Annotated in this window: 19 protein-coding genes; 14 read left to right on the forward strand and 5 right to left on the reverse strand. The window is 65.7% G+C overall.

Going from position 1 to position 22,405, the window contains the following annotated elements; all coding sequences use genetic code 11:
- Positions 1-24 precede the first annotated feature (24 nt).
- Entirely contained in the window at positions 25-936 is a 912-nt protein-coding gene (locus B4L76_RS15045; protein ID WP_296233560.1) for a LysR family transcriptional regulator, read from the forward strand.
- A gap of 20 nt (positions 937-956) precedes the next feature.
- Here B4L76_RS15045 and B4L76_RS15050 read toward each other — a convergent pair whose 3' ends face one another.
- From B4L76_RS15050 to B4L76_RS15065, 4 genes are all read right to left on the reverse strand, one after another.
- Positions 957-1,730: an IclR family transcriptional regulator gene (locus B4L76_RS15050; RefSeq protein WP_296233561.1), complete on the reverse strand. Its 774-nt coding sequence runs from the start codon at positions 1,728-1,730 to the stop codon at positions 957-959.
- A gap of 65 nt (positions 1,731-1,795) precedes the next feature.
- Positions 1,796-3,253 (reverse strand): amidase, encoded by a 1,458-nt coding sequence (locus tag B4L76_RS15055; protein ID WP_296233562.1) that lies wholly within the window; start codon positions 3,251-3,253, stop codon positions 1,796-1,798.
- Entirely contained in the window at positions 3,250-4,560 is a 1,311-nt protein-coding gene (locus tag B4L76_RS15060) for a citrate-proton symporter (protein ID WP_296233563.1), read from the reverse strand. The genes B4L76_RS15055 and B4L76_RS15060 overlap by 4 nt, the downstream gene beginning before the upstream one ends.
- Positions 4,561-4,640: 80 nt before the next feature.
- Entirely contained in the window at positions 4,641-5,816 is a 1,176-nt protein-coding gene (locus B4L76_RS15065; protein WP_296233564.1) for a M20 aminoacylase family protein, read from the reverse strand.
- 281 nt (positions 5,817-6,097) lie between these two features.
- Here B4L76_RS15065 and B4L76_RS15070 point away from each other — a divergent pair, with 281 nt between their 5' ends.
- A complete protein-coding gene (locus B4L76_RS15070; RefSeq protein WP_296233566.1) occupies positions 6,098-8,614 on the forward strand; it encodes an excinuclease ABC subunit UvrA in 2,517 nt (838 codons plus the stop codon).
- Positions 8,615-8,651: 37 nt separating this feature from the next.
- Here the strand turns inward: B4L76_RS15070 and B4L76_RS15075 are convergent, their stop codons facing one another.
- A complete protein-coding gene (locus B4L76_RS15075; protein WP_296233568.1) occupies positions 8,652-9,527 on the reverse strand; it encodes an AEC family transporter in 876 nt (291 codons plus the stop codon).
- Positions 9,528-9,683: 156 nt separating this feature from the next.
- Here B4L76_RS15075 and B4L76_RS15080 point away from each other — a divergent pair, with 156 nt between their 5' ends.
- The 12 genes from B4L76_RS15080 to eco all read left to right on the forward strand — a co-directional run bounded on the left by B4L76_RS15080 (position 9,684) and on the right by eco (position 22,376).
- Positions 9,684-10,979, forward strand: coding sequence for an MFS transporter (locus B4L76_RS15080; RefSeq protein ID WP_296233569.1), 1,296 nt, complete (start codon positions 9,684-9,686; stop codon positions 10,977-10,979).
- A gap of 106 nt (positions 10,980-11,085) precedes the next feature.
- The gene (locus tag B4L76_RS15085; protein ID WP_296233571.1) at positions 11,086-11,397 is read left to right on the forward strand and encodes a hypothetical protein; all 312 of its coding nucleotides are present in this window, start codon (positions 11,086-11,088) and stop codon (positions 11,395-11,397) included.
- A 48-nt stretch (positions 11,398-11,445) separates the two neighbouring features.
- Positions 11,446-11,997, forward strand: coding sequence for a YbhB/YbcL family Raf kinase inhibitor-like protein (locus tag B4L76_RS15090; protein ID WP_296233573.1), 552 nt, complete (start codon positions 11,446-11,448; stop codon positions 11,995-11,997).
- Positions 11,998-12,545: 548 nt separating this feature from the next.
- Positions 12,546-13,655 (forward strand): 3-deoxy-7-phosphoheptulonate synthase, encoded by a 1,110-nt coding sequence (locus B4L76_RS15095; RefSeq protein ID WP_296233575.1) that lies wholly within the window; start codon positions 12,546-12,548, stop codon positions 13,653-13,655.
- 32 nt (positions 13,656-13,687) lie between these two features.
- Positions 13,688-13,969 carry a peptidylprolyl isomerase gene (locus tag B4L76_RS15100; RefSeq protein WP_296233578.1) on the forward strand — a complete coding sequence of 94 codons (282 nt, stop codon included), beginning with the start codon at positions 13,688-13,690 and terminating at the stop codon, positions 13,967-13,969.
- A 58-nt stretch (positions 13,970-14,027) separates the two neighbouring features.
- The gene (locus B4L76_RS15105; protein ID WP_414707198.1) at positions 14,028-15,908 is read left to right on the forward strand and encodes an extracellular solute-binding protein; all 1,881 of its coding nucleotides are present in this window, start codon (positions 14,028-14,030) and stop codon (positions 15,906-15,908) included.
- Positions 15,905-16,963, forward strand: coding sequence for a microcin C ABC transporter permease YejB (locus tag B4L76_RS15110; RefSeq protein ID WP_296233580.1), 1,059 nt, complete (start codon positions 15,905-15,907; stop codon positions 16,961-16,963). The genes B4L76_RS15105 and B4L76_RS15110 overlap by 4 nt, the downstream gene beginning before the upstream one ends.
- Positions 16,963-17,979, forward strand: coding sequence for an ABC transporter permease (locus B4L76_RS15115; protein WP_296233581.1), 1,017 nt, complete (start codon positions 16,963-16,965; stop codon positions 17,977-17,979). Before B4L76_RS15110 ends, B4L76_RS15115 begins: the two co-directional genes overlap by 1 nt.
- A 36-nt stretch (positions 17,980-18,015) precedes the next feature.
- Entirely contained in the window at positions 18,016-19,398 is a 1,383-nt protein-coding gene (locus B4L76_RS15120; RefSeq protein WP_296233582.1) for a sigma-54 interaction domain-containing protein, read from the forward strand.
- 270 nt (positions 19,399-19,668) lie between these two features.
- Complete coding sequence (locus B4L76_RS15125) at positions 19,669-21,060, forward strand: GntP family permease (RefSeq protein ID WP_296233583.1); 1,392 nt, start codon at positions 19,669-19,671, stop codon at positions 21,058-21,060.
- 10 nt (positions 21,061-21,070) lie between these two features.
- Complete coding sequence (gene hbdH, locus B4L76_RS15130; protein WP_296233585.1) at positions 21,071-21,841, forward strand: 3-hydroxybutyrate dehydrogenase; 771 nt, start codon at positions 21,071-21,073, stop codon at positions 21,839-21,841.
- A 55-nt stretch (positions 21,842-21,896) separates the two neighbouring features.
- Positions 21,897-22,376: a serine protease inhibitor ecotin gene (gene eco, locus B4L76_RS15135; RefSeq protein WP_296233586.1), complete on the forward strand. Its 480-nt coding sequence runs from the start codon at positions 21,897-21,899 to the stop codon at positions 22,374-22,376.
- Positions 22,377-22,405 lie beyond the last annotated feature (29 nt).

The following is a 22,405-nucleotide window of genomic DNA, read 5'->3' on the forward strand; positions in this document are numbered from 1 at the left end:
GCTCCTGGAAAAGGCGCTCGAGCCATGCTCATCGACGAAGAACTGACCCTCAAGAAGCTGGAAACCTTCCTCGCCTTCATGCGCACCGGCAACCTTGGCCGCGCCGCCGCCGAGCTGGCGACCAGCGCCGTCAGCGTGCACCGCGCCATCCATTCGCTGGAAAGCGCGCTGCGCTGCCCGCTGTTCAAGCACGAAGGCCGCCAGCTGATCCCACTGGAAAGCGCCTATGTGCTGGAAAAGAAAGCCCGCCAGTTGATCCAGGACGCCGAGCAGATGGTGCGCCAGACGCGTGAAGCTGCCGGCTTCTATGCCGAACGGTTCCGCCTGGGTGCGCTCTACTCGCTGACGGTGAAAACCGTGCCCAAGCTGGTCATGGGCCTGAAGCTGCGCCGCAGCGAACTCAATATCGACCTGACCCTGGGCTCCAACGTCGACTTGCTGCAACGCCTGAAAAACCATGAGCTGGAGGCCATTCTCGTTTCGCTCGACGAAAGCGTCAGCGACGCGGCCTGCGCGCATTTGCCGCTGTTCTCCGACGACATTTTCCTCGCCGTGCCCACCGACTCGCCTTTTGCCGGGCAGGCCGAGGTGGACCTGGCCGACCTGGCCGACTCCACCTTCATCACCCTGACCCAAGGCTTCGCCACCCACCGCGATGGCGCACGGGTGTTCCAGCAGGCCGGCTTCGAGCCCAAGGTGGCCATGCAGGTCAACGACATCTTCACCCTGCTGAGCATGGTCAGCTCGGGCGTGGGCTTTGCCCTGCTGCCCGGGCGTATTGCGGCGGTGTACGAAAACCGGGTCAGATTGATCGCCCTGAAGCCGCAGTATCGCGTGCAGCAGCATATCGGTGTGGTGTTTCTGAAGGCGCGGGAGCGGGAGCCGAACCTGTTGGCACTGTTGGCGGAATGCCGGATGTATAGCCTGGAGCGCTGACCGGGCTTTTTTCGGTTTCCTCAAATCGCCAAAGCCCGCTGCACCTCGCCCACCGTTGTCGCCAGGCTGCGCAGATGCAGGCTCGACACCCGCTCCACCGGTGCCTGATCCAATGGCCAGTGCAAGGCAATGCTGCCCACCAGGCGCCCTTGGGCATGCACCGGCAAGGCGATCGCCCGGATCAGGAACGGCAAGCGCACCGGGTATTCCCAGTGCCCTTCGGTTCGTTGGCCGAACCCTTTGCTGGCGTCTTCCTCGATATCACGCAGCACCGCCTCGTCGCCTAGCTGCTCGTGGGCCGCCAGGCGCTGCACTTCAGCCTCTGCCAACTCGCCCAGGCATGCCCGGCCCATCGCCGAGTGAAACAGGCTGGCATGGTGGCCGACGATCTGGCAGGTGTGCGGGTAGCGCTTGCGCAATATTTGCGGAACAACACTCTCCATCACTTCCAGGCGCTCGCCGTCGAAGCACGACAGGTCGGCGACCAGCCCGGTGCGCTCGCTCAGCTCCAGCAGCATGGGCGCGGCGCTTTCCACCAGACGCCGCTTGAAGCGCAACTGGCGGTCGCCGAACAGGCGCCGGGCGCTCAGGCGGTAACGCCGGTCGCTGAGGCCACGGTAGACCCAGCCCTGCTCCTGCAGGGTGGCCAGCATGCGCGATACCGTGGCCTTGGGCAGCGCCGTCAGGTAATGCAGTTCTTCCAGGCCCAGGGCCTGGTGTTCGCCCAGCAGGTCGACGATGGCCAGCGCCCTTTCCACCGAACGCACACCGCCTGTGTCTGTCGTGATCCCCATAGGAATGACCTCCCTGTAGCTGGATGCTCAGGATAGCCAGCAAGATCCGCGCCTGCGCGGCGCCTTCATGGCATATGCAGGCGCAGAGGTGGGCGCCGCTCGACCCAGCGGGTGAGCTGTTCGTGGGCGTAGGCCAGCTGCAGCAGCGCATGGTCGGCCTGGGCCGGGCCTATGATCTGCAGGCCCATGGGCAGCCCGGCGGCATTGAAACCGACCGGCACGCTGATGCTCGGCAAGCCGGCCAGGGTCGGCCCGATCACCACTTCCATCCAGCGATGATAGGTGTCCATCGCCCGCCCTCCGACCACCGTCGGCCACGGCTGCCGTGCATCGAAAGGGAACACCTGGGCCGTTGGCAACAGCAGGAAATCGTAACGCTCGAACAGCTTGGCCAGCGCGCGGTACCAGGCGCTGCGGTCCAGCGAAGCCTGGTACAGCGCCGCCGCGCTCAGTTGCAGGCCACCCTCCACTTCCCACTGCGCCTCGGGCTTGAGCAGGGCCCGCGTGGCCGGGTCGGCATAGGCCGCCGCCAGGTTGCCGTGCACCAGGAAGTGGCGATGGGTCAGCCAGCATTGCCACAATCGCGCCAGGTCGAACGCCGGCTGGCACGCTTCGACCCGGCACCCCAGTTCAGTGAAGTCCGCCAGTGCCGCTTCGCACAGGTTCAGCACCCCGGCGTCCATCGCCAGGTAGCCCTCGTAGTCGCCCAGCCAGCCGAGCCGCACACCACCAAAATCGCGCTGCAAGCCCGCAGCAAAATCATACCGGCCCTGGCTCAGCGACAATGGCGCGCGCTCGTCAAAGCCTGCCTGGACCGACAACAGCCGTGCCACATCCACCACGCTACGCCCCATCGGCCCCTCGGTGGCCAGCTGCTGCACGAACAGTTCCGGCGCCGGCCCATGGGGCACCCGGCCCTGCGACGGGCGCAGGCCATACACGTTGTTGAATGCCGCCGGGTTGCGCAGCGAGCCCATCATGTCACTGCCGTCGGCGACCGGCAGCAGGCGCATGGCCAGCGCCGCTGCCGCCCCGCCGCTGCTGCCACCTGCCACCAGAGCCGGGTCGTAGGCATTGGTGGTGGTGCCGAACAGGCGGTTGTAGGTCTGCGAGCCGAGGCCGAACTCGGGCACGTTGCTCTTGCCGACAATCAGCGCGCCGCTGGCCCGTACCCGCGCCACGCTGATCGCGTCCTGCCCGGGCACCTGCTCGGCAAACAGCGGCGAGCCCAGCGTGGTGCGCAGCCCTGCGGTGGCGGCCAGGTCCTTGATTGCCTGGGGCATGCCATGCATCCAGCCGCGCGAATGGCCACCGGCCAGCTCGCGATCACGTTCGTCGGCCTCGGCCAGCAGCGCCTCGGCCGGGCGCAGCGACACCAGCGCATTGACCTGCGGGTTGAACCGTTCGATATGCGCCAGGTAGGCCTGCATCACCTCCCGGCACGACACCTGGCGAGCATGGATGGCCTGCGACAGTGCCTCGGCGTCAAGGGCAACGATGGGGTCGATGGCAAGCGGCATCACGGTTTCACTCCCAGGTTCAAGGCGGCAGGTTTGAGCGTGCGTGGGGCTTCCTTCAGGCAATAGGTGCCCAGCAGCGTCAGCAGGCAGGCAAACAGGACGTAGAATGCGGGCGCCACTGGCGTGCCGAGCACCTTGCTCAACCAGGTGACGATCAACGGAGCGAAGCCACCAAACACCATCACCGCCACGTTATAGGCCACCGACACACCGGTGGAACGCACCTCGACCGGAAACTGCTCGGCCAGCGCCGTGGGCGCCGGGCCGAAGAACCCACCGATGGCGGTGCACAGCAGCAATTGCATCACCAGCAAACGCTCCAGCGATGGTGCCGCGGCCACCCACACATACAACGGATAGACCATGACGAAGAAGGCCAAGGTAAAGGCCATCAGCACCGGCCGCCGCCCCAGCCGGTCGGACAACGCCCCGGAAAGCGGAATCACCACGGTCATCAGCCCCACGGCGAGCATCTGCACCAGCAGCACCTGGTCCAGCGGCAACCCGAGGTTCTTGTGGGCGAAGGTCGGCATGTTCACCAGCACCACGTAGAACGATACCGTCGCGCCACAGGCCAGGCCCATCGACACCAGCAGGCTGCGCCGGTATTCGCGCAGCACCTGCCACAGGCTGGGCGACTGGCCCTTGGCCTGGCGGCGCGCCACGACGAACGCCTCGGGCTCTTCCATGTGCTTGCGGATCCACAGCCCAACCGGGCCGATCAGCAGGCCGAGCACGAACGGAATACGCCAGCCCCAGCTGTCCAGCGCTTGCGGCGTGCACAGGTGGGTCACCAGGGCCACCATCGCCGCGCCGGAAAACACCGCCAGGCACTGCCCGACCAGTTGCCACGAGCCATACAGGCCCTTGCGCCGAGCCGGCGCGCTCTCCACAAGGAATGCCGTGGCACTGGCGTACTCGCCGCCAGTGGCGAAGCCCTGCAGCATGCGCGCCACCACGATCAGCATTGGCGCAGCCATGCCGATGGCCAGGTAGTCCGGGGCAAAGGCAATCATCGCAATCGACACCGTCATCAACCGGATGATCAGCTGCATGGCCGCCTTGCGGCCCTTGCGGTCGGCGTACATGCCCAGCAGCACGCCACCCACCGGGCGCATGAAGAAGCCGACGCCAAAGGTGGCCAGGGCCATCAGCAGCGACGCGTATTCGTCGTCGGAGGGGAAGAACTGGCGGGCGATGATGCTGGCCAGAAAGCCGTAGACGATAAAGTCATACCATTCCAGGGCATTGCCGACGACAGCGGCGACCACTTGCCGGGTACGCGACACGCCGGTGTTCGAAGTCTGCATAGGAAACACTCCACACAAGGATTGGGTGATCGCCCGGCGCAGGCGCGGCCGGGTTCCAGCGGCAGTCTCAAAAGCAAGGCTCAGGCGGGCGCGAGCCAGCGCTCTGCCAGCGCGCCCCAGTAGGCGGCGCCGGTAAGCAGGATGTCGTCGTTGAAGTCATAGGCCGGGTTGTGCACCATCGGCCGCGATACGCCATTGCCGATGAACAGGTAGGCGCCCGGGCAGCGTTGCAACATCCAGGCGAAGTCTTCACTGCCCATCAACTTGCGGGTGTTGCCATCCACGGCCTCGGCCCCCAGCAACTCCACCCCGACCTGGGTGGCGAAGGCATTTTCCGCAGCATGATTGACCAGCACCGGGTAGGCCGGGCGGTGTTCGATGGTGGCACGGCAGCCAAAGCTCGCGGCCTGGCTGACGATGATCGCCCGCACCCGCTCCAGGGCCTGCGCCCGTACCTCGGCGTTCAGCGCGCGCAAGCTCAGGCGCAGCAGCGCCTGTTGCGGAATCACGTTGGCGGCCTCGCCGGCCTGCAAGGCGCCGACAGTAACCACCGCCGCCTCCTGCGCATCGATATTGCGCGCCACCACGGTTTGCAACGCCATGACCACACTGGCCGCCGCCACCAGCGGGTCGACCGTCAGGTGCGGCATCGAGCCATGCCCGCCAACCCCGTCGAGGGTCACCGTGAGCAAGTCCTGCGAGGCCATCATCGGCCCCTCGCGAAAGCCCAGGTGCCCGGCTGGCAGCCCGGGCATGTTGTGCATGCCGAACAGCGCATCACAGGGAAAGCGCTCGAGCAGGCCATCGGCCAGCATCGCCTCGGCGCCGCCCTGGCCCTCCTCGGCCGGCTGGAAGATCAGCGTCAGCGTGCCGTCGAACTGCCGGGTCGCCGCCAGGTAGCGCGCGGCGCCAAGCAGCATGGTGGTATGCCCGTCATGGCCGCAGGCATGCATGCAGCCCTGGTGCCGGCTGCTGTAGGCGGCGCCGGTGGCCTCGTGGATAGGCAGCGCGTCCATGTCGGCGCGCAGGCCCAGGCGGCGTGGGCTGCTGCCATGGCGCAGGACGCCGACCACACCGGTCTTGCCGATGCCGCTGTGCACTTCATAACCCCAGGTCTCGAGCAATCGGGCGACCAGCGCCGCGGTGCGGTTTTCTTCGAAGCCCAGTTCCGGGTGAGCGTGGATATCGTGACGGATTGCGTGAAGGTCGCCGGCCACATCGTTCAGCCAGGCCAGGATGTGCTGATGTCGGGACATGTAGAGTCTCCTCGCGCGGGTGGTTTCCCGTTCTTGTTGTTCGCCTTGAGGTCACGACGGTTGAGGCAGGTCGTGCTGGACGACAGGTTTGCGCGAGTGGCGCGGGAGCACAATTGAATGTGGTTCCACGCTGCGGAACCGGTTGGGAATGAGAACTGCCAAGGCCCGGATCACGACGGCCGTGCACAGCCTGCATGGAAGCGGTTTCAGCCGCGAAGAGGCCGGCACAGCCCAGGCAAATGCTGCTACCGTGAGCGCTCCCGACCGCCGAGGACCGCCCGATGCCGCCACAGCCAACCACCCCCACCGGTTTCATCCGTGTCCGTGGCGCCCGCGAGCACAACCTGAAAAATATCGATGTCGATATCCCCCGCGACGCCCTGGTGGTATTTACCGGCGTATCCGGTTCGGGCAAGTCCTCGCTGGCCTTCTCGACCCTGTACGCCGAGGCGCAGCGCCGCTATTTCGAATCGGTGGCGCCCTATGCCCGTCGCCTGATCGACCAGGTGGGGGTACCGGACGTGGATGCCATCGAAGGCCTGCCGCCAGCGGTGGCCTTGCAGCAACAACGCGGCACGCCAAGTGCGCGTTCCTCGGTGGGCAGCGTGACCACCCTGTCCAGTTCGATCCGCATGCTCTATTCCCGTGCAGGCCATTACCCGGCTGGCCAGGCCATGCTGCATGCCGAGGATTTTTCGCCGAACACGCCCCAGGGCGCCTGCGCGCAATGCCATGGCATGGGCCGGGTCTACGAGGTCAGCGAAGCGACCATGGTCCCCGACCCGTCGCTGACCATCCGCGAACGTGCGGTGGCGGCGTGGCCGATGGCCTGGCAAGGGCAGAACCTGCGCGACATCCTGGTTACCCTGGGCTATGACGTCGACATCCCCTGGCGCGACCTGCCGCAGGCACAGCGTGACTGGATCCTGTTCACCGAAGAAACCCCCACCGCGCCCGTGTATGCCGGCCTGACCCCAGCCCAGACCCGCGCGGCGCTCAAACGCAAGCAGGAGCCCAGCTACCAGGGCACGTTCATGGGCGCGCGGCGCTATGTGCTGCACACCTTCATGCATTCGCAAAGCGCACAGATGCGCAAGCGCGTGGCCCGCTTCATGCGCCCCAGCCCCTGCCCGCTGTGCCAGGGCAAGCGCTTGAAGCGCGAGGCGCTGCAGGTGACCTTCGCCGGCCTGGACATCGCCGAGCTGTCGCAGCTCCCGCTGCAGGCGCTGGCCGCGCTGTTGCGCAAGGTGGCAGCGGCGGACTACCTGGCGCAACAGCACGACGCGCCGACCCTGGAAAAACGCCTGGCCGCCCAACGTATCGCCCACGAACTGCTCGAACGCCTTGACACCCTGCTGGAGCTTGGCCTGGGCTACCTGGCCCTGGAGCGCAGTACCCCAAGTTTGTCTTCCGGCGAACTGCAGCGCCTGCGCCTGGCAACGCAGTTGAATTCGCAGCTGTTCGGCGTGGTCTACGTGCTCGATGAGCCATCCGCCGGCCTGCATCCGGCCGACAGCGAAGCCCTGTTCGCCGCGTTGCAGCGGCTGAAGCAGGCCGGCAACTCGGTGTATGTGGTGGAGCACGACCTGGACACCATGCGCCGTGCCGACTGGCTGGTGGATGTAGGGCCGGCCGCCGGCGAGCATGGCGGGACCATTCTCTACAGCGGCCCGCCCGCAGGCCTGGCCCGGGTCGAACAATCCTGTACCCGCAGCTACCTGTTCAACGCAGCGGCGCACGCCACGCGCACGCCACGCCAGGCCTGCGACTGGCTGAAGCTCGACGGCATCACCCGCAATAACCTGCACAACCTCAGCGCCGCGTTCCCGTTGGGCTGTTTCACTGCTGTCACCGGCATTTCCGGCTCGGGCAAGTCCAGCCTGGTCAGCCAGGCCCTGCTGGAGCTGGTGGGTGCCCACCTGGGCCATGCCGAGACGCGCAACGAGCCCGAGGAGCAGAGCCTGGAAGACGCCCCCGAACAGGCCAGCAGCGGCCAGGTGAGCGGCGGGCTTGGCAGCATCAAGCGCCTGGTTCAGGTCGACCAGAAGCCGATCGGCCGCACACCCCGCTCAAACCTGGCCACCTATACCGGCCTGTTCGACACAGTGCGCAAGCTGTTCGCCGCCACCGAGCAGGCCAGGGCCCATGGCTTCGATGCCGGGCGCTTTTCTTTCAACGTGGCCAAGGGCCGTTGCGCCAACTGCGAGGGCGAAGGTTTCGTCAGTGTCGAATTGCTGTTCATGCCCAGCGTCTATGCGCCCTGCCCGACCTGCCAGGGTGCCCGCTACAACCCCGACACCCTGGCAGTGACCTGGCAAGGCATGAACATCGCCCAGGTGCTGCAGTTGACCGTCGACCAGGCCCTGCAGGTGTTCGCCGAACAACCACCGGCACGGCGCTGCCTGCAAGTGCTGCAGGACATCGGCCTGGGCTACCTGCGCCTGGGTCAGCCAGCCACTGAACTGTCCGGCGGCGAGGCGCAGCGCATCAAACTGGCCACCGAGCTGCAACGCATGGCCCGTGGCGCGACGCTGTATGTACTGGACGAACCCACCAACGGTTTGCACCCACGGGACATCGACCGCCTGCTGGTGCAACTGAACCGCCTGGTCGATGGCGGGCACAGCGTGGTGGTAGTGGAACATGACATGCGGGTGGTGGCGCAAAGTGACTGGGTGATCGACATCGGGCCGGGAGCCGGGGACGCCGGGGGCCAGGTAGTGGTCAGCGGGACACCGCAACGGGTGGCGCAGTGCGGGCAAAGCCGGACCGCGCCGTTTCTTGCCAAAGCCCTGTAAGCCCAGCACCGGCCCCGGCGCAGCGGCCGGTGCAGGCCTACAGCCACCAGGCCAGCACCACCGGCAACCAGGCAAACGACAGCATGGTCGAGCACATCACCAGGTTTGCCACCTGCTCTGGCTCACGCCTGGCGCGCACCGCCATCAGGTAATTGAACACCGCCACCGGCATCGCCGATTGCACCATCAACACCGCCCGCTCCAGGCTGTCCATGGCCAACGCCATGCCCACCACCCAGCCCACCGCAGCGCCCAGGCCAATGCGCAAGCCGCCCAGCAGCATGCCGCTGCCGACCTGGCGCAGGCGAATGCTGGCCAGCGACACACCCAGGGTCAGCAACATCAGCGGGATGGTCATGCCGCCCAGCAGGTTGGCGGTATTGGCCAGCCAGCGCGGCAGTTCGAAGTCGAGAAAGATGATCGGCATGGCGCCGGCCAGGCTGATCACGATGGGGTTGCGCAGCAATGCCTTGAACGACGCGGCAGTCCCGGAAATGGCCATGCCCAGGGTGAACTGCACGATCGACAGGGTCAGGAAGAACGCCACGGCCAGGGCCAGGCCATGTTCGCCGAAGGCATACAGGCTGATGGGCAGGCCCATGTTGCCGGTGTTGGGGAACATGAACGCCGGCAACAGCACCCGCCAGTGTCGGCCGGTGGCGCAGCATACCAGCCAGCCGGCCAAAGCCATGCCCAGGGTGCACAGCAGGCAAGCCATGGCCATGCTGGCGAAGGCTTGCGGCTGCAGTTCGGTACGGCTGAGGGTGGACAGCACCAACGACGGGGTGCCGATGGTCATCACCAGCCGGGCGATGAATTCGGTGGGGTAGTCCAGGCCCTTGCGGGCCCAGGCATAGCCGATACCGGCAACAATGAACACCGGGGCCAGGACTGCGAACAGTGAGGCGAACATGGGGCCTGCCTTCCTTGGGAATGGGGCCGCATTATGCCGCAGACTGCGGCGTCTCGTCGCATGCCTGGCCCCCTTGGGCAAAACCGCTCAAGCCCTTAGAATCGCGCGTCCTTTTCGCCCGTCGCCCTGGCGGGCCGCCCCCCACTCGAGGTACCTATGTCTCCGCGTTTGCTGGCCATGGCGCTGGCGCCCCTGCTCGGGCTGTTCATCATTGCCCTGGGCAACGGCTTCATGTCTTCCCTTACCACCCTGCGCCTGGGCGCTGCCGGCGAATCGGCCACCACCATCGGTGTGGTCTCGTCTACCTACTTCATCGGCCTGACCCTGGGCGCGATCTTCAACGACCGGCTGATCCTGCGTATCGGCCATATCCGCGCCTACACCAGCTTCGCCGCGTTGATCGCGGTGACCATCCTGCTGCAAGGGCTGTTCTACGAAGTCACCTGGTGGTCGCTGCTGCGTCTGGTCAACGGCTGGGCGGCGGTGGGCGTGTTCCTGGTGATCGAGAGCTGGTTGTTGCTGGCCGGGGACGCCAAGATCCGTGGTCGTCTGCTGGCGCTGTACATGATCGCCTTCTACGGCGCCGGGGTGATCGCCCAGGCCGGCCTGGGCGAAATCACCCAGCTGGGTGACACCGCACCGTTCATGCTGGCCGGCGTGCTGGCTGCGCTGTCGGTGCTGCCGATCGTGATCCTGCCACGGGTGTCGCCTTTGCTGGACCAGGTCGAACCGCTCAAGCCGCGGCAGTTGCTGGGCGTCGCACCATCGGGCCTGGTCGGCTGCTTTGGTTCGGGTGTGGCCATCGCTGCCATCTATACCCTGCTACCGCTGTACCTGCAACGCATCGGCCTGGAGGTGGGTGAGGTCGGCAACATGATGGCCTGGGTAATCCTCGGGGCCATGCTGCTGCAATACCCGGTCGGGCGCTGGTCCGACCGCAAGGACCGCCAGGATGTACTGATCGCCCTGGCAGCGCTATGCATGCTGCTGTCACTGGTGACGGTGTTCCTGCCATCGGACTCGGTCCTGCTGCCGGCCATGTTGTTCCTGCTCGGTGGCGGCGTGTTCACCCTGTACCCGGTGGCGGTCAGCCACGCGGCCGACCGGGCGCCGTCCGATGCGCTGGTGCCGATGATCCAGGGCCTGTTGCTGATCAACTCGCTGGGGTCCGCCATGGCGCCGGTGGCGATCTCGCCGATGATGACCGAATTCGGCGAGCCCGGCCTGTTCTGGGCCTTCGCCGTGGTCAACCTGGCCATGGTGTGCTTCTTCATGTGGCGCCGTGGCAAGCGCCCGGCGGCAGAACACCCGGCGCCGTTCACCGCTTCGACCACCTTCTCGCCGACCGGGGCCGAGTTGCGAGTGACTGAAGACCTGATGCACGCAGCCCAGGAGCATCCACCGCTGGCCGACAACGAGCCTGTGCCCGGCGGCCGTAGCGCAAGCCACTGAACGAAGGGGCTGCTGCGCAGCCCCGTTACCACTCGTCGCGCCGATGGCACCGCGCCTCTCGTCCCCGGCCAAACGAATGACAGATCATCTGCCCAGGAGTGTTGCCATGATCCGCATTCGTCCCCTTTCGCTATCCCTCGCCCTGGCCTTGGCCACATTGGCCGGCACCAGCCTCGCGGCTGGCGAGAGCACCAATACCGACACCCGCCCGCAAGCCGACCAGAGAGGTGGCAAGACCGCCGGTGAAGGCAGCAGCGTCAACAGCCCGGGCAGCAGCAGGGACAACGACAGCAGCGACACCGGCAGCAACAGCGATGCCGCCGACGGCGCCGCTGGCGGCTCCAACAGCACCGGTGAGGCCACCGGCTCCGGCGCGGGCCACACCGGCGGCAATGCCGAGGACCAGGACAGCCGTTGAGGCAGCGCTGGGCTACACTGCGCCGAAACGCCCCAGCGAGGATTCGCCATGCACCTCACACCCTGGCTGCTGGTTGCCCTGCTCGCGGGCGGTCCCCTGGCTGTCACGGCTGGCCAGGGCGCGCTGTCGATCAGCTCATCATCGTTTACCGACGGCGGGATAATCGCCTTGCCACAGGTTGGCCTGGACCCGGCCTGCGGCGCCGGCGAAGAGCGCAGCCCGCAACTGAGCTGGGACAACCTGCCCGCAGGCACGCAGTCGCTGGCACTGATCCTGTTCGACCCGGACGGCGGCAAGGGCCTCGGCGTGGTTCACTGGCTGGTCTACAACATCGACCCGGGCCAGGATGGACTGAAGGAAGGCGCCGCCGGCCTCACCGGGCAACGCGTTACGGTGGGGCGCAATTCGCGGGGCACGCTCAGCTACCGTGGCCCCTGCCCGCCAGCCGGTGACAACCCGCACCACTATGTGTTGACCCTGATTGCCACCGACCTGCTGCCAGGCACCTTGCCCGAAGGGCTGGACCGCACCAGCCTGCTGCAGTTGCTGCAAAACCATGCGCTGGGCGCGCAGAGCCTGGTCGGGCACTACGGGCACTGAACCGGTCAGCCCAAGTAACAAATGATCAACGCCATAGCATTTACTCATTGAATGGGCTGGCCGAACTGAAGTAAGCTCGGGCTCATTCACTGGAGAGCAACATGCCGAAACACACCCGCAACCACGCCAACCACACCGGTCGCAACCTGCGCCCTGTGCTGGCTGTTGCCGGCTGCATGGCACCTGCCAGCTATTACTTCGGGTATTGGTTTAGCCACTAGGCGCCGATACCCACACGGCGCCCACCTTCGAGGGGCCGCCGAACATGAGAATACTCAAACCCCCGGTCGGCCCCCGACCGGGGGTTTTGCTTTTCAGGCCTTTGTCCCACACCGATGCACATTGAGGACCGATTCATGAACTACGCCACTTATTACTCCGCCAACAGCTACGCCTGGCGATTTAGCCAATCCCGTTCGGGCCAGCCTGCCGCCTCCGTTCGGTCTACCACAGGTGGCAACGCAGCAACCCATTCAACGATCTGTCGAACACCTCGATAGGGCCGACAGCGCGGGCCACAACCCGCCGTCCGCCCAGGGAAATACGCCATGCAAGCTTCCAGCCTCGCCCTGCCCCTGACCCAGCCGCAAGCGGCCAATACCACCGTCAGCCAGCGTCTGCCCAGCCCGCACCTGCTCAAACAGCAAATGCCGCTGTCGAGCGAACTGGCCCAGCAAGTCCATGCCCAGCGCCAGGCCATCCGCGACATCCTCGACGGCCACGACCAGCGCCTGCTGGTGATCGTCGGCCCATGCTCGATCCATGACCCGCGCTCGGCCCTGGAATATGCCGACCGCCTGGCCGCCCTGAGCCGCGAAGTTGGCGACCAGTTGCTGCTGGTAATGCGTGCCTATGTCGAAAAACCGCGGACCACGGTCGGCTGGAAAGGCCTGGCCTATGACCCGCACCTCGACGGTAGCGACGACATGCACGCAGGCATCGCCCTGTCCCGCGGGCTGATGCTGAACATGCTCGAACGCGGCCTGCCGATTGCCACCGAGTTGTTGCAACCGATGGCCGCCGGCTATTTCGATGACCTGCTGGCCTGGGCCGCTATTGGCGCGCGTACCACCGAATCGCAGATCCACCGCGAGATGGTCAGTGGCCTGGAGTTGCCGGTAGGCTTCAAGAACGGCACCGACGGCGGCATCGCCATCGCCAGCGACGCCATGCGCAGCGCCGCCCACCCGCACCGCCACTTCGGCATGGATGCGCAGGGCTACCCAGCCATCATCGAGACCTTGGGCAACCCGGATACCCACCTGGTATTGCGAGGTGGCCACAAAGGCCCTAACCACGATGCAGAGAGCATCGCCATGGCCCGCCAGGCACTGGCCCAGGCCGGGCTGCAGGCGCGCATCATGGTCGATTGCAGCCACGCCAACAGCGGCAAGGACCCGGCGCGCCAACCTGCCGTGTTCACCGACGTGCTGGCGCAGCGATTGGCCGGCGACCGCTCGATCGTAGGCGTAATGATCGAGGGCCACCTGTTCGATGGCTGCCAGGCACTGGGCAAGGGGCCACTGAAATACGGTGTGTCGATCACCGACGGTTGCCTGGGCTGGGCGTCGACCGAAACCCTGTTGTGCCAGGCCGCGGAACAACTCCGCCAGGCCGCGTGCAAGGCTGGCGAGACATACCCCGGACAAGTGCGCTAGGCTTGCCTCTTTTCCCCCAAGGAGCAGTACCCATGGCCCGTGCAACCGCCCGCCACATCCTGGTCAGCAGCGAAGAGAAATGCAACGAACTGAAAGCCCAGATCGAAGCGGGTGCCGACTTCGCTGAAATCGCCAAGGCCAACTCCACCTGCCCGTCCAGCCGCCAGGGCGGCGACCTGGGCTCGTTCGGCCCGGGCCAGATGGTCAAGGAGTTCGACACCGTGGTGTTCAGCGCCCCGGTCAACACCGTGCAAGGTCCGGTGAAGACCCAGTTCGGCTACCACCTGCTGGAAGTGACCAGCCGCCGGGACTGAGCCCTCAGCCCCGGTGAAAGTCCCTGTGGGAGTGGGTTCACCCGCGAACGCGTCAGCTGTGGCAACCTGGTTGCCTGCATGGCCGCATTCGCGGGCCAACCCGCTCTTGCAGGGGTTGCGTTGTCTGTTCCTGCTTTGCCTTGCCTTCGAAGCCCACGCTGCCCCCACCCACGCCCTCACCGTCTACGGCGAAGCGCCCCGCTACAGCGCCAGCTTCCAGCACTTCGACTACGTCAACCCCGACGCTCCCAAGGGTGGCATCCTGCGCCGTTCGGCCATCGAGATCGGCCAGTTCGACCATATCCTGCCGTACATCGACAAAGGCATCGGCGTCAGCGAGGTCGATGGCCTGCTCTACGCGCCACTGGCCATGCGCTCGTTCGATGAACCCTATACCGTCTATGGCCTGATTGCCCGGCGCATGGAGCGCGGCCCGGATGACGCCTGGCTGCGTTTCGACATCGACCCGCGCGCCACCTTCGCCGATGGCAAGCCGGTGCGCGCCGAAGACGTGCGCTTCACCTTCGAGCTGCTGATGAGCAAGGGCAGCCTCAGGTACCGCACCCAGTTCGCCGAGGTTGCCGGGGTGGCCGTGGAAAGCCCGCGGCGCGTGCGTTTCGACTTGAAACCGGGGCACGGTCGTACCTTGGCACTGGACCTCGCCAGCCTGCCAGTGCTGCCCGAGCACGACTGGCAGCAGCGCGATTTCGCCAATGGCGCTGGCTTCGACAAGCCGGTCGGCAGCGGGCCGTACCGTATCGGTCGTATCGACAACGGCCGCAGCATCACCTTCGAGCGTGACCCGAGCTGGTGGGCACGGGACCTGCCGGCCAGCCGTGGCCGCTACAATTTCGACAAGCTGCGCATCGAGTACTTCGGCGACACCGAAGTGGCGCGGCAGGTGCTCAAGGGCGGCGGCTACGATTACAACCGCGAGTTCTCCGCCACCGCCTACACCTTGGGCTACGTCGGCGCGCAACTGGATGACGGGCGCTTGCAGCGTGCCCATCTGGGCCCGGCCAAGCCGCAGGTTGCCCAGGGCTTCGTATTCAACCTTGACCAAGCGCAGTTCAAGGACCGTCGCGTACGCCAGGCACTGGGCCTGCTGTGGGATTTCGAATGGAGCAACCGGCAAATGATGCGCAACCTGTATATCCGCCAGCAGAGCGTGTTTTCCAACACCCCGCTGGCCGCGCGCCAATTGCCCGATGCCGGTGAGTTGAAACTGCTCGAACCGTTGCGTGGCCAGGTACCGGACGAAGTCTTCAGCCGCGTGTTCAGCGCGCCGGTCACCGATGGCTCGGGGATCATCCGCCAACAACAGTTGCAGGCCCTGGCCCTGCTCGAACAGGCCGGCTGGCACCCGCAGGGCGATCGCCTGGTCGACAGCCAGGGCACGCCGTTGGCATTCACCTTCCTCAACGGCCAGGCGGGCATGGAGCGCCTGCTCCTGCCGTGGAAGCGCAACCTGGCGCAGATCGGCGTGACGCTGAACATCCGCAATGTCGACTCGGCCCAGTACGTCAACCGCCTGATGGCCCGCGATTACGACATGATCGTGACCGGCTACCCGGTCAGCCTGTCGCCTGGCGCCGAGCTGTACAACTACTTTGGCTCGGCAGCGGCCCACGACCCCGGCTCGAACAACCTGATGGTGTTGCAGGACCCTGCCGTGGATCACTTGGTCGACGGCCTGGTGCGCGCTGCCACCCAGGCCGACATGCTGCAGCATGCCCGCGCCCTGGACCGGGTGCTGCAATGGAACTACTACTGGATCCCCAACTACTACCCGCCTGGCAGCTCCACCGTGTGGTGGAACCGCTTCGGCCGGCCCAAGGTCCAGGCTGCCTATGACGAAGGCCTGGACACCTGGTGGGAGATCAGCCCCAGCGCGCTGACCAATGCGCAGATGGCCGAGCGCCTGAAGGCTTCGCCATGACCGGTTACATCCTGCGCCGCCTGTTGCTGATCATTCCGACCCTGCTGGCGATCCTGCTGGTCAACTTCGCCATCGTCCAGGCGGCGCCGGGCGGCCCGGTGGAACAGGCCGTGGCGCGCCTGCAAGGGGTTGGCGCCGGTGCGCCCGCTGCCCGGGCCGAGTTGGTGCATGGCGAGTCCCGCGCCAGCCGTGGGCTGGACCCGAAGCTGATCGAAGAGATCAAACGCCAGTACGGTTTCGACAAGAGCGCCCCCGAGCGCTTGTGGCTGATGCTCGGCCAATACGCCCGGCTGGACTTCGGCACCAGCTTCTTCCGTGGCGCCAAGGTCACCGAGCTGATCCTCGACAAGCTACCGGTTACCCTGTCGCTGGGCTTGTGGGCCACGCTGATCACCTACCTGGTCTCGATCCCGCTGGGCATTCGCAAGGCGGTACGCCATGGCAGCCGCTTCGATGCCTGGAGCAGTGCGTTGATCGTGGTCGGCTACGCCCTGCCCTCGTTCCTGTTCGCCCTGCTGCTGATCGTGGTGTTCGCTGGCGGCACCTCGCTCAACTGGTTCCCGGTGCGCGGCCTGGTCTCGGACAACTTTGACGAACTCAGCCTGCTGGGCCAGGTCGCCGATTACTTCTGGCACCTGGTACTGCCGGTAGGCGCGCTGGTCATCGGTGGCTTCGCCACTCTCACCCTGCTGACAAAGAATGCGTTCCTCGACGAGATTTCCCGGCAATACGTGGTCACCGCCCGGGCCAAGGGCCTGAACGAGCGCCGGGTACTGTATGGCCACGTATTGCGCAATGCCATGCTGCTGGTGGTTGCCGGGTTGCCGCAGGCGCTGATCACGGTGTTCTTCGCCGGCTCGTTGCTGATCGAGGTGATCTTCTCGCTCGATGGCCTGGGCCGCATGAGCTATGAAGCGGCAGTGTCGCGAGACTACCCGGTGGTGTTCGGCACACTGTTCATCTTTACCCTGGCGGGCCTGTTGATCCGCCTGGTCGGCGACCTGTCGTATACCCTGCTCGACCCGCGCATCGATTTCGACACGAGGGCGCACTGATGCTTTCGCCGGTCGCGCGCCGTCGCCTGCAGCGCTTTCGCCGCAACCGCCTTGGCTGGGTGTCGCTGTGGCTGTTCGCCTGCCTGTTGCTGTTGAGCCTGTGTGCCGAGCTGGTGGCCAACGACAAGCCGTTGCTGCTGGGCTACAAGGGCGAGGTGTATGTGCCGGCGCTCAAGCGTTACACCGAGCAGCAGTTCGGCGGTCAGTTGCCGTTCCAGCCCGACTACCGCAGCGCCTATGTGCGCCAGCTGATCGCCGACCAGGGCGGCTGGATGCTGTTCGCGCCGATCCCGTTCAGTGCCGATACGCCCAATTACGACTTGCAGGTGCCCACGCCCAGCCCGCCCAGCGCCAGCAACTGGCTGGGCACCGACGACCAGGGCCGCGACGTGCTGGCTCGGGTGTTGTACGGCACCCGGGTATCGTTGCTGTTCGCCTTTGCCCTGACCGTGGTCAGCGTACTCATCGGCGTGGCGGCCGGCGCCCTGCAGGGCTACCACGGCGGCTGGGTCGACTTGCTCGGCCAGCGCCTGCTGGAGGTTTGGTCAGGGCTGCCGGTGCTGTACCTGCTGATCATCCTCAGCGGCTTTGTCGAACCGGACTTCTGGTGGTTGCTGGGGATCATGGCGCTGTTTTCCTGGCTCACCCTGGTCGATGTGGTGCGCGCCGAATTCCTCCGAGGGCGCAACCTGGAGTACGTGAAGGCGGCCCGGGCGCTGGGCTTGGCGGACAGCCAGGTGATGCTGCGGCACATCCTGCCAAACGCGATGAACGCCACGCTCACTTACATACCGTTCATGATGACCGGGGCAATCACGACCCTCACTGCACTGGACTTTCTTGGTTTCGGCATGCCGGCCGGGAGCGCTTCGCTGGGTGAGCTGGTGACCCAGGGCAAACAGCATCTGGAGGCGCCGTGGCTGGGCTTTACCGCGTTCTTTGCACTGGCGGTGATCCTCTCGCTGCTGGTGTTTATCGGCGATGCCTTGCGCGAGGCGTTCGACCCCAGGGGGTAGGCCAGGCCTGCTCATACATGTTTTGGAATTTGACCCATGCACGACAGCGACAGCCTCAAGGACTACCCCCAGGTTCGGCAACTGGCGATCCGCTCGCTGTTCGAGATCATCGAGCAGTCCAGCGAAGGCACGGTGATCGTCGACCGCCAGGCGCGCATTGTCTGGATGAACGAACGCTATGCCCGGCGTTTCGGCCTGGCCGATGCCGCCGGCGCCATCGGCCAGCCGTGCGAGGCGGTGATTCCCGGTAGCCTGATGCGTGAAGTGGTGACCAATGGCCGGCCGATCCTGCTGGACATGCTCGACACCCCGAACGAGCCGCTGGTGGTCATGCGCCTGCCGATCCACGACGACCAAGGTGGTTTGATCGGCGCCATCGGCTTTGCCCTGTTCGACCAGCTGCGCAGCTTGTCGCCGCTGCTCAAGCGCTATTCCAGCATGCAGCAGGAGCTGGCCTCGACCCGCTCGCAGCTGCGCGCCCGCCAGGCCAAATACAGCTTCGCCCAGTTCGTCGGCAGCAGCGCCGCCAGCCTGGAGGCCAAGCGCCGCGCCCGGCGTGGCGCAAGCAGTGATTCGCCGGTGTTGCTGCTGGGCGAAACCGGTACCGGCAAGGAACTGCTCGCCCATGCCATACACGCAGCGTCGGCGCGCGCGCACAAGGCCTTCGTCAGCATCAACAGCGCCGCGATCCCTGAGACGCTGCTGGAGGCCGAGTTCTTCGGCACTGCCCCCGGCGCCTTCACCGGCGCCGACCGCAAGGGCCGCAGCGGCAAACTGCAACTGGCCGAAGGCGGCACGCTGTTTCTGGACGAGATCGGCGACATGCCGTTGGCGCTGCAGAGCAAGCTGTTGCGCGTGCTGCAGGAGAAGGAGTACGAACCGGTAGGCTCGAACCAGATGCTGCGCAGCGACGTGCGCATCATTGCCGCCACCTCGATCGACCTGCAGGCAGCCATCGCCCGCGGCGCGTTCCGCGCCGACCTGTATTACCGGCTCAACGTACTACCGATCGAGGTGCCACCGCTGCGCCAACGGTTAGAAGACCTGCCGGCCCTGTGCGAAGCCATCCTCAGCGAGCTGGGCAGCCAGTATGAGCTGGAGCCGGAAGCGCAGCAGCTGCTGGCGCGGCATGCGTGGCCGGGGAACATCCGCGAATTGCGCAATGTGTTGGAGCGCGCCACCTTGCTGGCGGACCAGCCGCGGCTCGGGGCTGGCGACCTGCATACGGCGTTGGGGCCGTTGAGCCCGGTGGCGCAGGCGCCCATACGCCAGAGCTACCGCGAGGCCTGCGCGCAGTTCGAGCGCGAGTTGATTGCCAGGACATTGGCCGAGCATCAAGGAAACGTGCCTGAGACTGCAGCGGCGTTGGGGTTGGGACGGTCGACCTTGTACAAGAAGATGGTGGCGCTTGGTCTCTGATTCGAGACTTTTATTTTCTATTTGGAGACGGCTGTAATGGCGCTGCCCTCGTTCGCGACACGAGGCTGCTCCAACCGGTGATCGCGACGTCCGTGTAGGGGCGGCCTTGCGTCGCGACGGGCGGCAAAACGGCGCGAACATCTCAAACTAGAGACTGAAATCCACACAGAAACAAAATAATCATATAAATCAATCACTTACAAATTGGCACGATTCCCGCAAAGGCCTGGGCACCGATAAAAACAAGACTCACCCAGGAGACCTACCCCGATGACCGTGCTCATCGCCCTCGCCGCCTTGGCCCTGCTGATGCTCGCCGCCTACCGTGGCTACAGCGTAATCCTTTTCGCCCCGATCGCCGCCCTCGGCGCCGTGCTGCTCACCGACCCGGCCGCCGTGGCTCCCGCATTCACCGGGGTGTTCATGGAGAAGATGGTCGGCTTCATCAAACTTTATTTCCCGGTGTTCCTGCTGGGGGCGGTGTTCGGCAAGCTGATCGAGCTGTCAGGCTTCTCCCGCTCGATCGTCGCCGCGGCCATCCGCGTGCTGGGCACGCGCCAGGCCATGCTGGTGATCGTGCTGGTCTGCGCCCTGCTCACCTACGGCGGTGTTTCGCTGTTCGTGGTGGTGTTCGCGGTGTACCCGTTCGCGGCCGAAATGTTCCGCCAGAGCAACATCCCCAAACGGCTGATTCCGGCCACTATCGCCCTGGGCGCGTTCTCGTTCACCATGGACGCCCTGCCCGGCACCCCGCAGATCCAGAACATCATCCCCAGCACCTTCTTCAACACCACCGCCTGGGCTGCGCCCTGGCTGGGCCTGATCGGCACGCTGTTCGTGTTCTGTGCCGGCATGGCCTACCTGCAGCGCCAGCGCAACAAGGCGCAACGTGCCGGCGAAGGCTACGGCAGCAACTTGCGCAACGAACCGGAAACCGCCGCCGACCTGGCCTTGCCCAACCCCTGGCTGGCCTTGTCGCCGCTGCTGCTGGTGGGCGTGATGAACCTGCTCTTCACCCACTGGATCCCGCAATGGTACGGCCCCAGCCACAGCCTGCAACTGCCCGGCATGAGCGCGCCGGTGCAAAGCGACGTGGCCAAGCTCACGGCCATCTGGGCGGTGCAGGCGGCCTTGCTGGTGGGCATCCTGATGGTCCTGGTATGTGCCTTCGGCGCCATTCGTGCGCGCCTGGCCGAGGGCAGCAAAAGTGCCGTGGCCGGCGCCTTGCTGGCGGCGATGAACACCGCCTCGGAATACGGTTTTGGTGCGGTGATCGCCTCGCTGCCGGGCTTCCTGGTACTGGCCGACGCCCTGCGCGGCATCCCCAACCCACTGGTCAACGAGGCCATCACCGTGACCTTGCTGGCCGGTATCACCGGTTCTGCCTCAGGCGGCATGAGCATCGCCCTGGCGGCCATGGGCGACAGTTTCATCGCCGCGGCCAATGCCGCCAACATACCGCTGGAAGTGCTGCACCGGGTAGCGGCCATGGCCAGCGGCGGCATGGACACCCTGCCGCACAATGGCGCCGTCATCACCTTGCTGGCGGTGACCGGGCTGACCCACCGCGAGGCCTACAAGGACATTTTCGGTATTACCCTGATCAAGACCCTGGCGGTGTTCGTGGTCATCACCACGTTCTACGCCACCGGCATCGTCTAAGGAGCATTGCATGACCCTCATCGGCAAGACTGCACTCGTCACCGGTTCAACCAGCGGCATCGGCCTGGGCATTGCCCAGGTGCTGGCCCGCGCGGGCGCCAACATCGTGCTCAATGGCTTTGGCGACCCGGCAGCGGCAATAGCCGAGATCGCCCGCCACGGGGTGAAGGTGGTGCATCACCCGGCCGACCTTTCGGACGTGGCCCAGATCGAGGCCCTGTTCACCCTGGCCGAACAGACCTTCGGCGGCGTCGACATTCTGGTCAACAACGCCGGCATCCAGCATGTGGCGCCGGTGGAGCAGTTTCCGCCGGAAAGCTGGGACAAGATCATCGCGCTCAACCTGTCGGCCGTGTTTCACGGCACCCGTCTGGCCTTGCCTGGCATGCGCACGCGCAACTGGGGGCGCATCATCAATGTTGCTTCGGTGCATGGCCTGGTCGGTTCGACCGGCAAGGCCGCCTATGTGGCGGCCAAGCACGGGGTGGTGGGCCTGACCAAGGTGGTGGGCCTGGAAACTGCCACCAGCAACGTGACCTGCAATGCCATCTGCCCAGGTTGGGTGCTGACCCCGCTGGTGCAGAAGCAGATCGACGATCGTGCGGCCAACGGTGGCGATCCGCTACAAGCGCAACACGATCTGCTGGCTGAAAAGCAGCCCTCATTGGCTTTCGTCAGCCCCGAGCAGCTGGGCGAGCTGGTACTATTCCTGTGCAGCGAGGCCGCAAGCCAGGTTCGCGGTGCCGCCTGGAACGTCGACGGTGGCTGGCTGGCCCAGTGAGGGACGGCCTGGATCTGGCGCTGGCCTTGCATTCGTTTATCTGCAAGGAGGCCCTATGCGCCCAACCCCGATGACCGCGACCCTGGCCCTGACCTTGGTGGCTGCCGCGCACGCGTCAGCTGCCAGCCTGAAGGATGTCGCGCCCTACCCCGAGGCGGAAAAAGGCTTCACCCGGCAGGTCATTCACCTGCCCGCGCAGGCCGATGAATCGGCCTACAAACTGGAAATACTTGCTGGCAAGACCTTGCAGGTGGACTGCAACCGTCAACGCCTGGGCGGCAGCCTGGAGGAACGCACCCTGGAAGGCTGGGGCTACAGCTACTACCGCCTGGACAAGGTCAGTGGCCCGGCCAGCACACTGATGGCCTGCCCCGACGGCAAGAACACCGAGGCCTTCGTGCCTGTGGTCGGCGAAGGCTTCCTGCTGCGCTACAACAGCAAGCTGCCAGTAGTGGTGTATGTGCCCAAGGATGTCGAAGTGCGCTATCGCATCTGGAGCGCATCGCCGGACGTGCAAAAAGCTAAAGTAGAGTAGACACCGTTCCTTGTAGGAGCGGCCTTGCG

This window comes from Pseudomonas sp. UBA4617 (assembly GCF_002386445.1).
Classification (GTDB): Bacteria; Pseudomonadota; Gammaproteobacteria; order Pseudomonadales; family Pseudomonadaceae; genus Aquipseudomonas.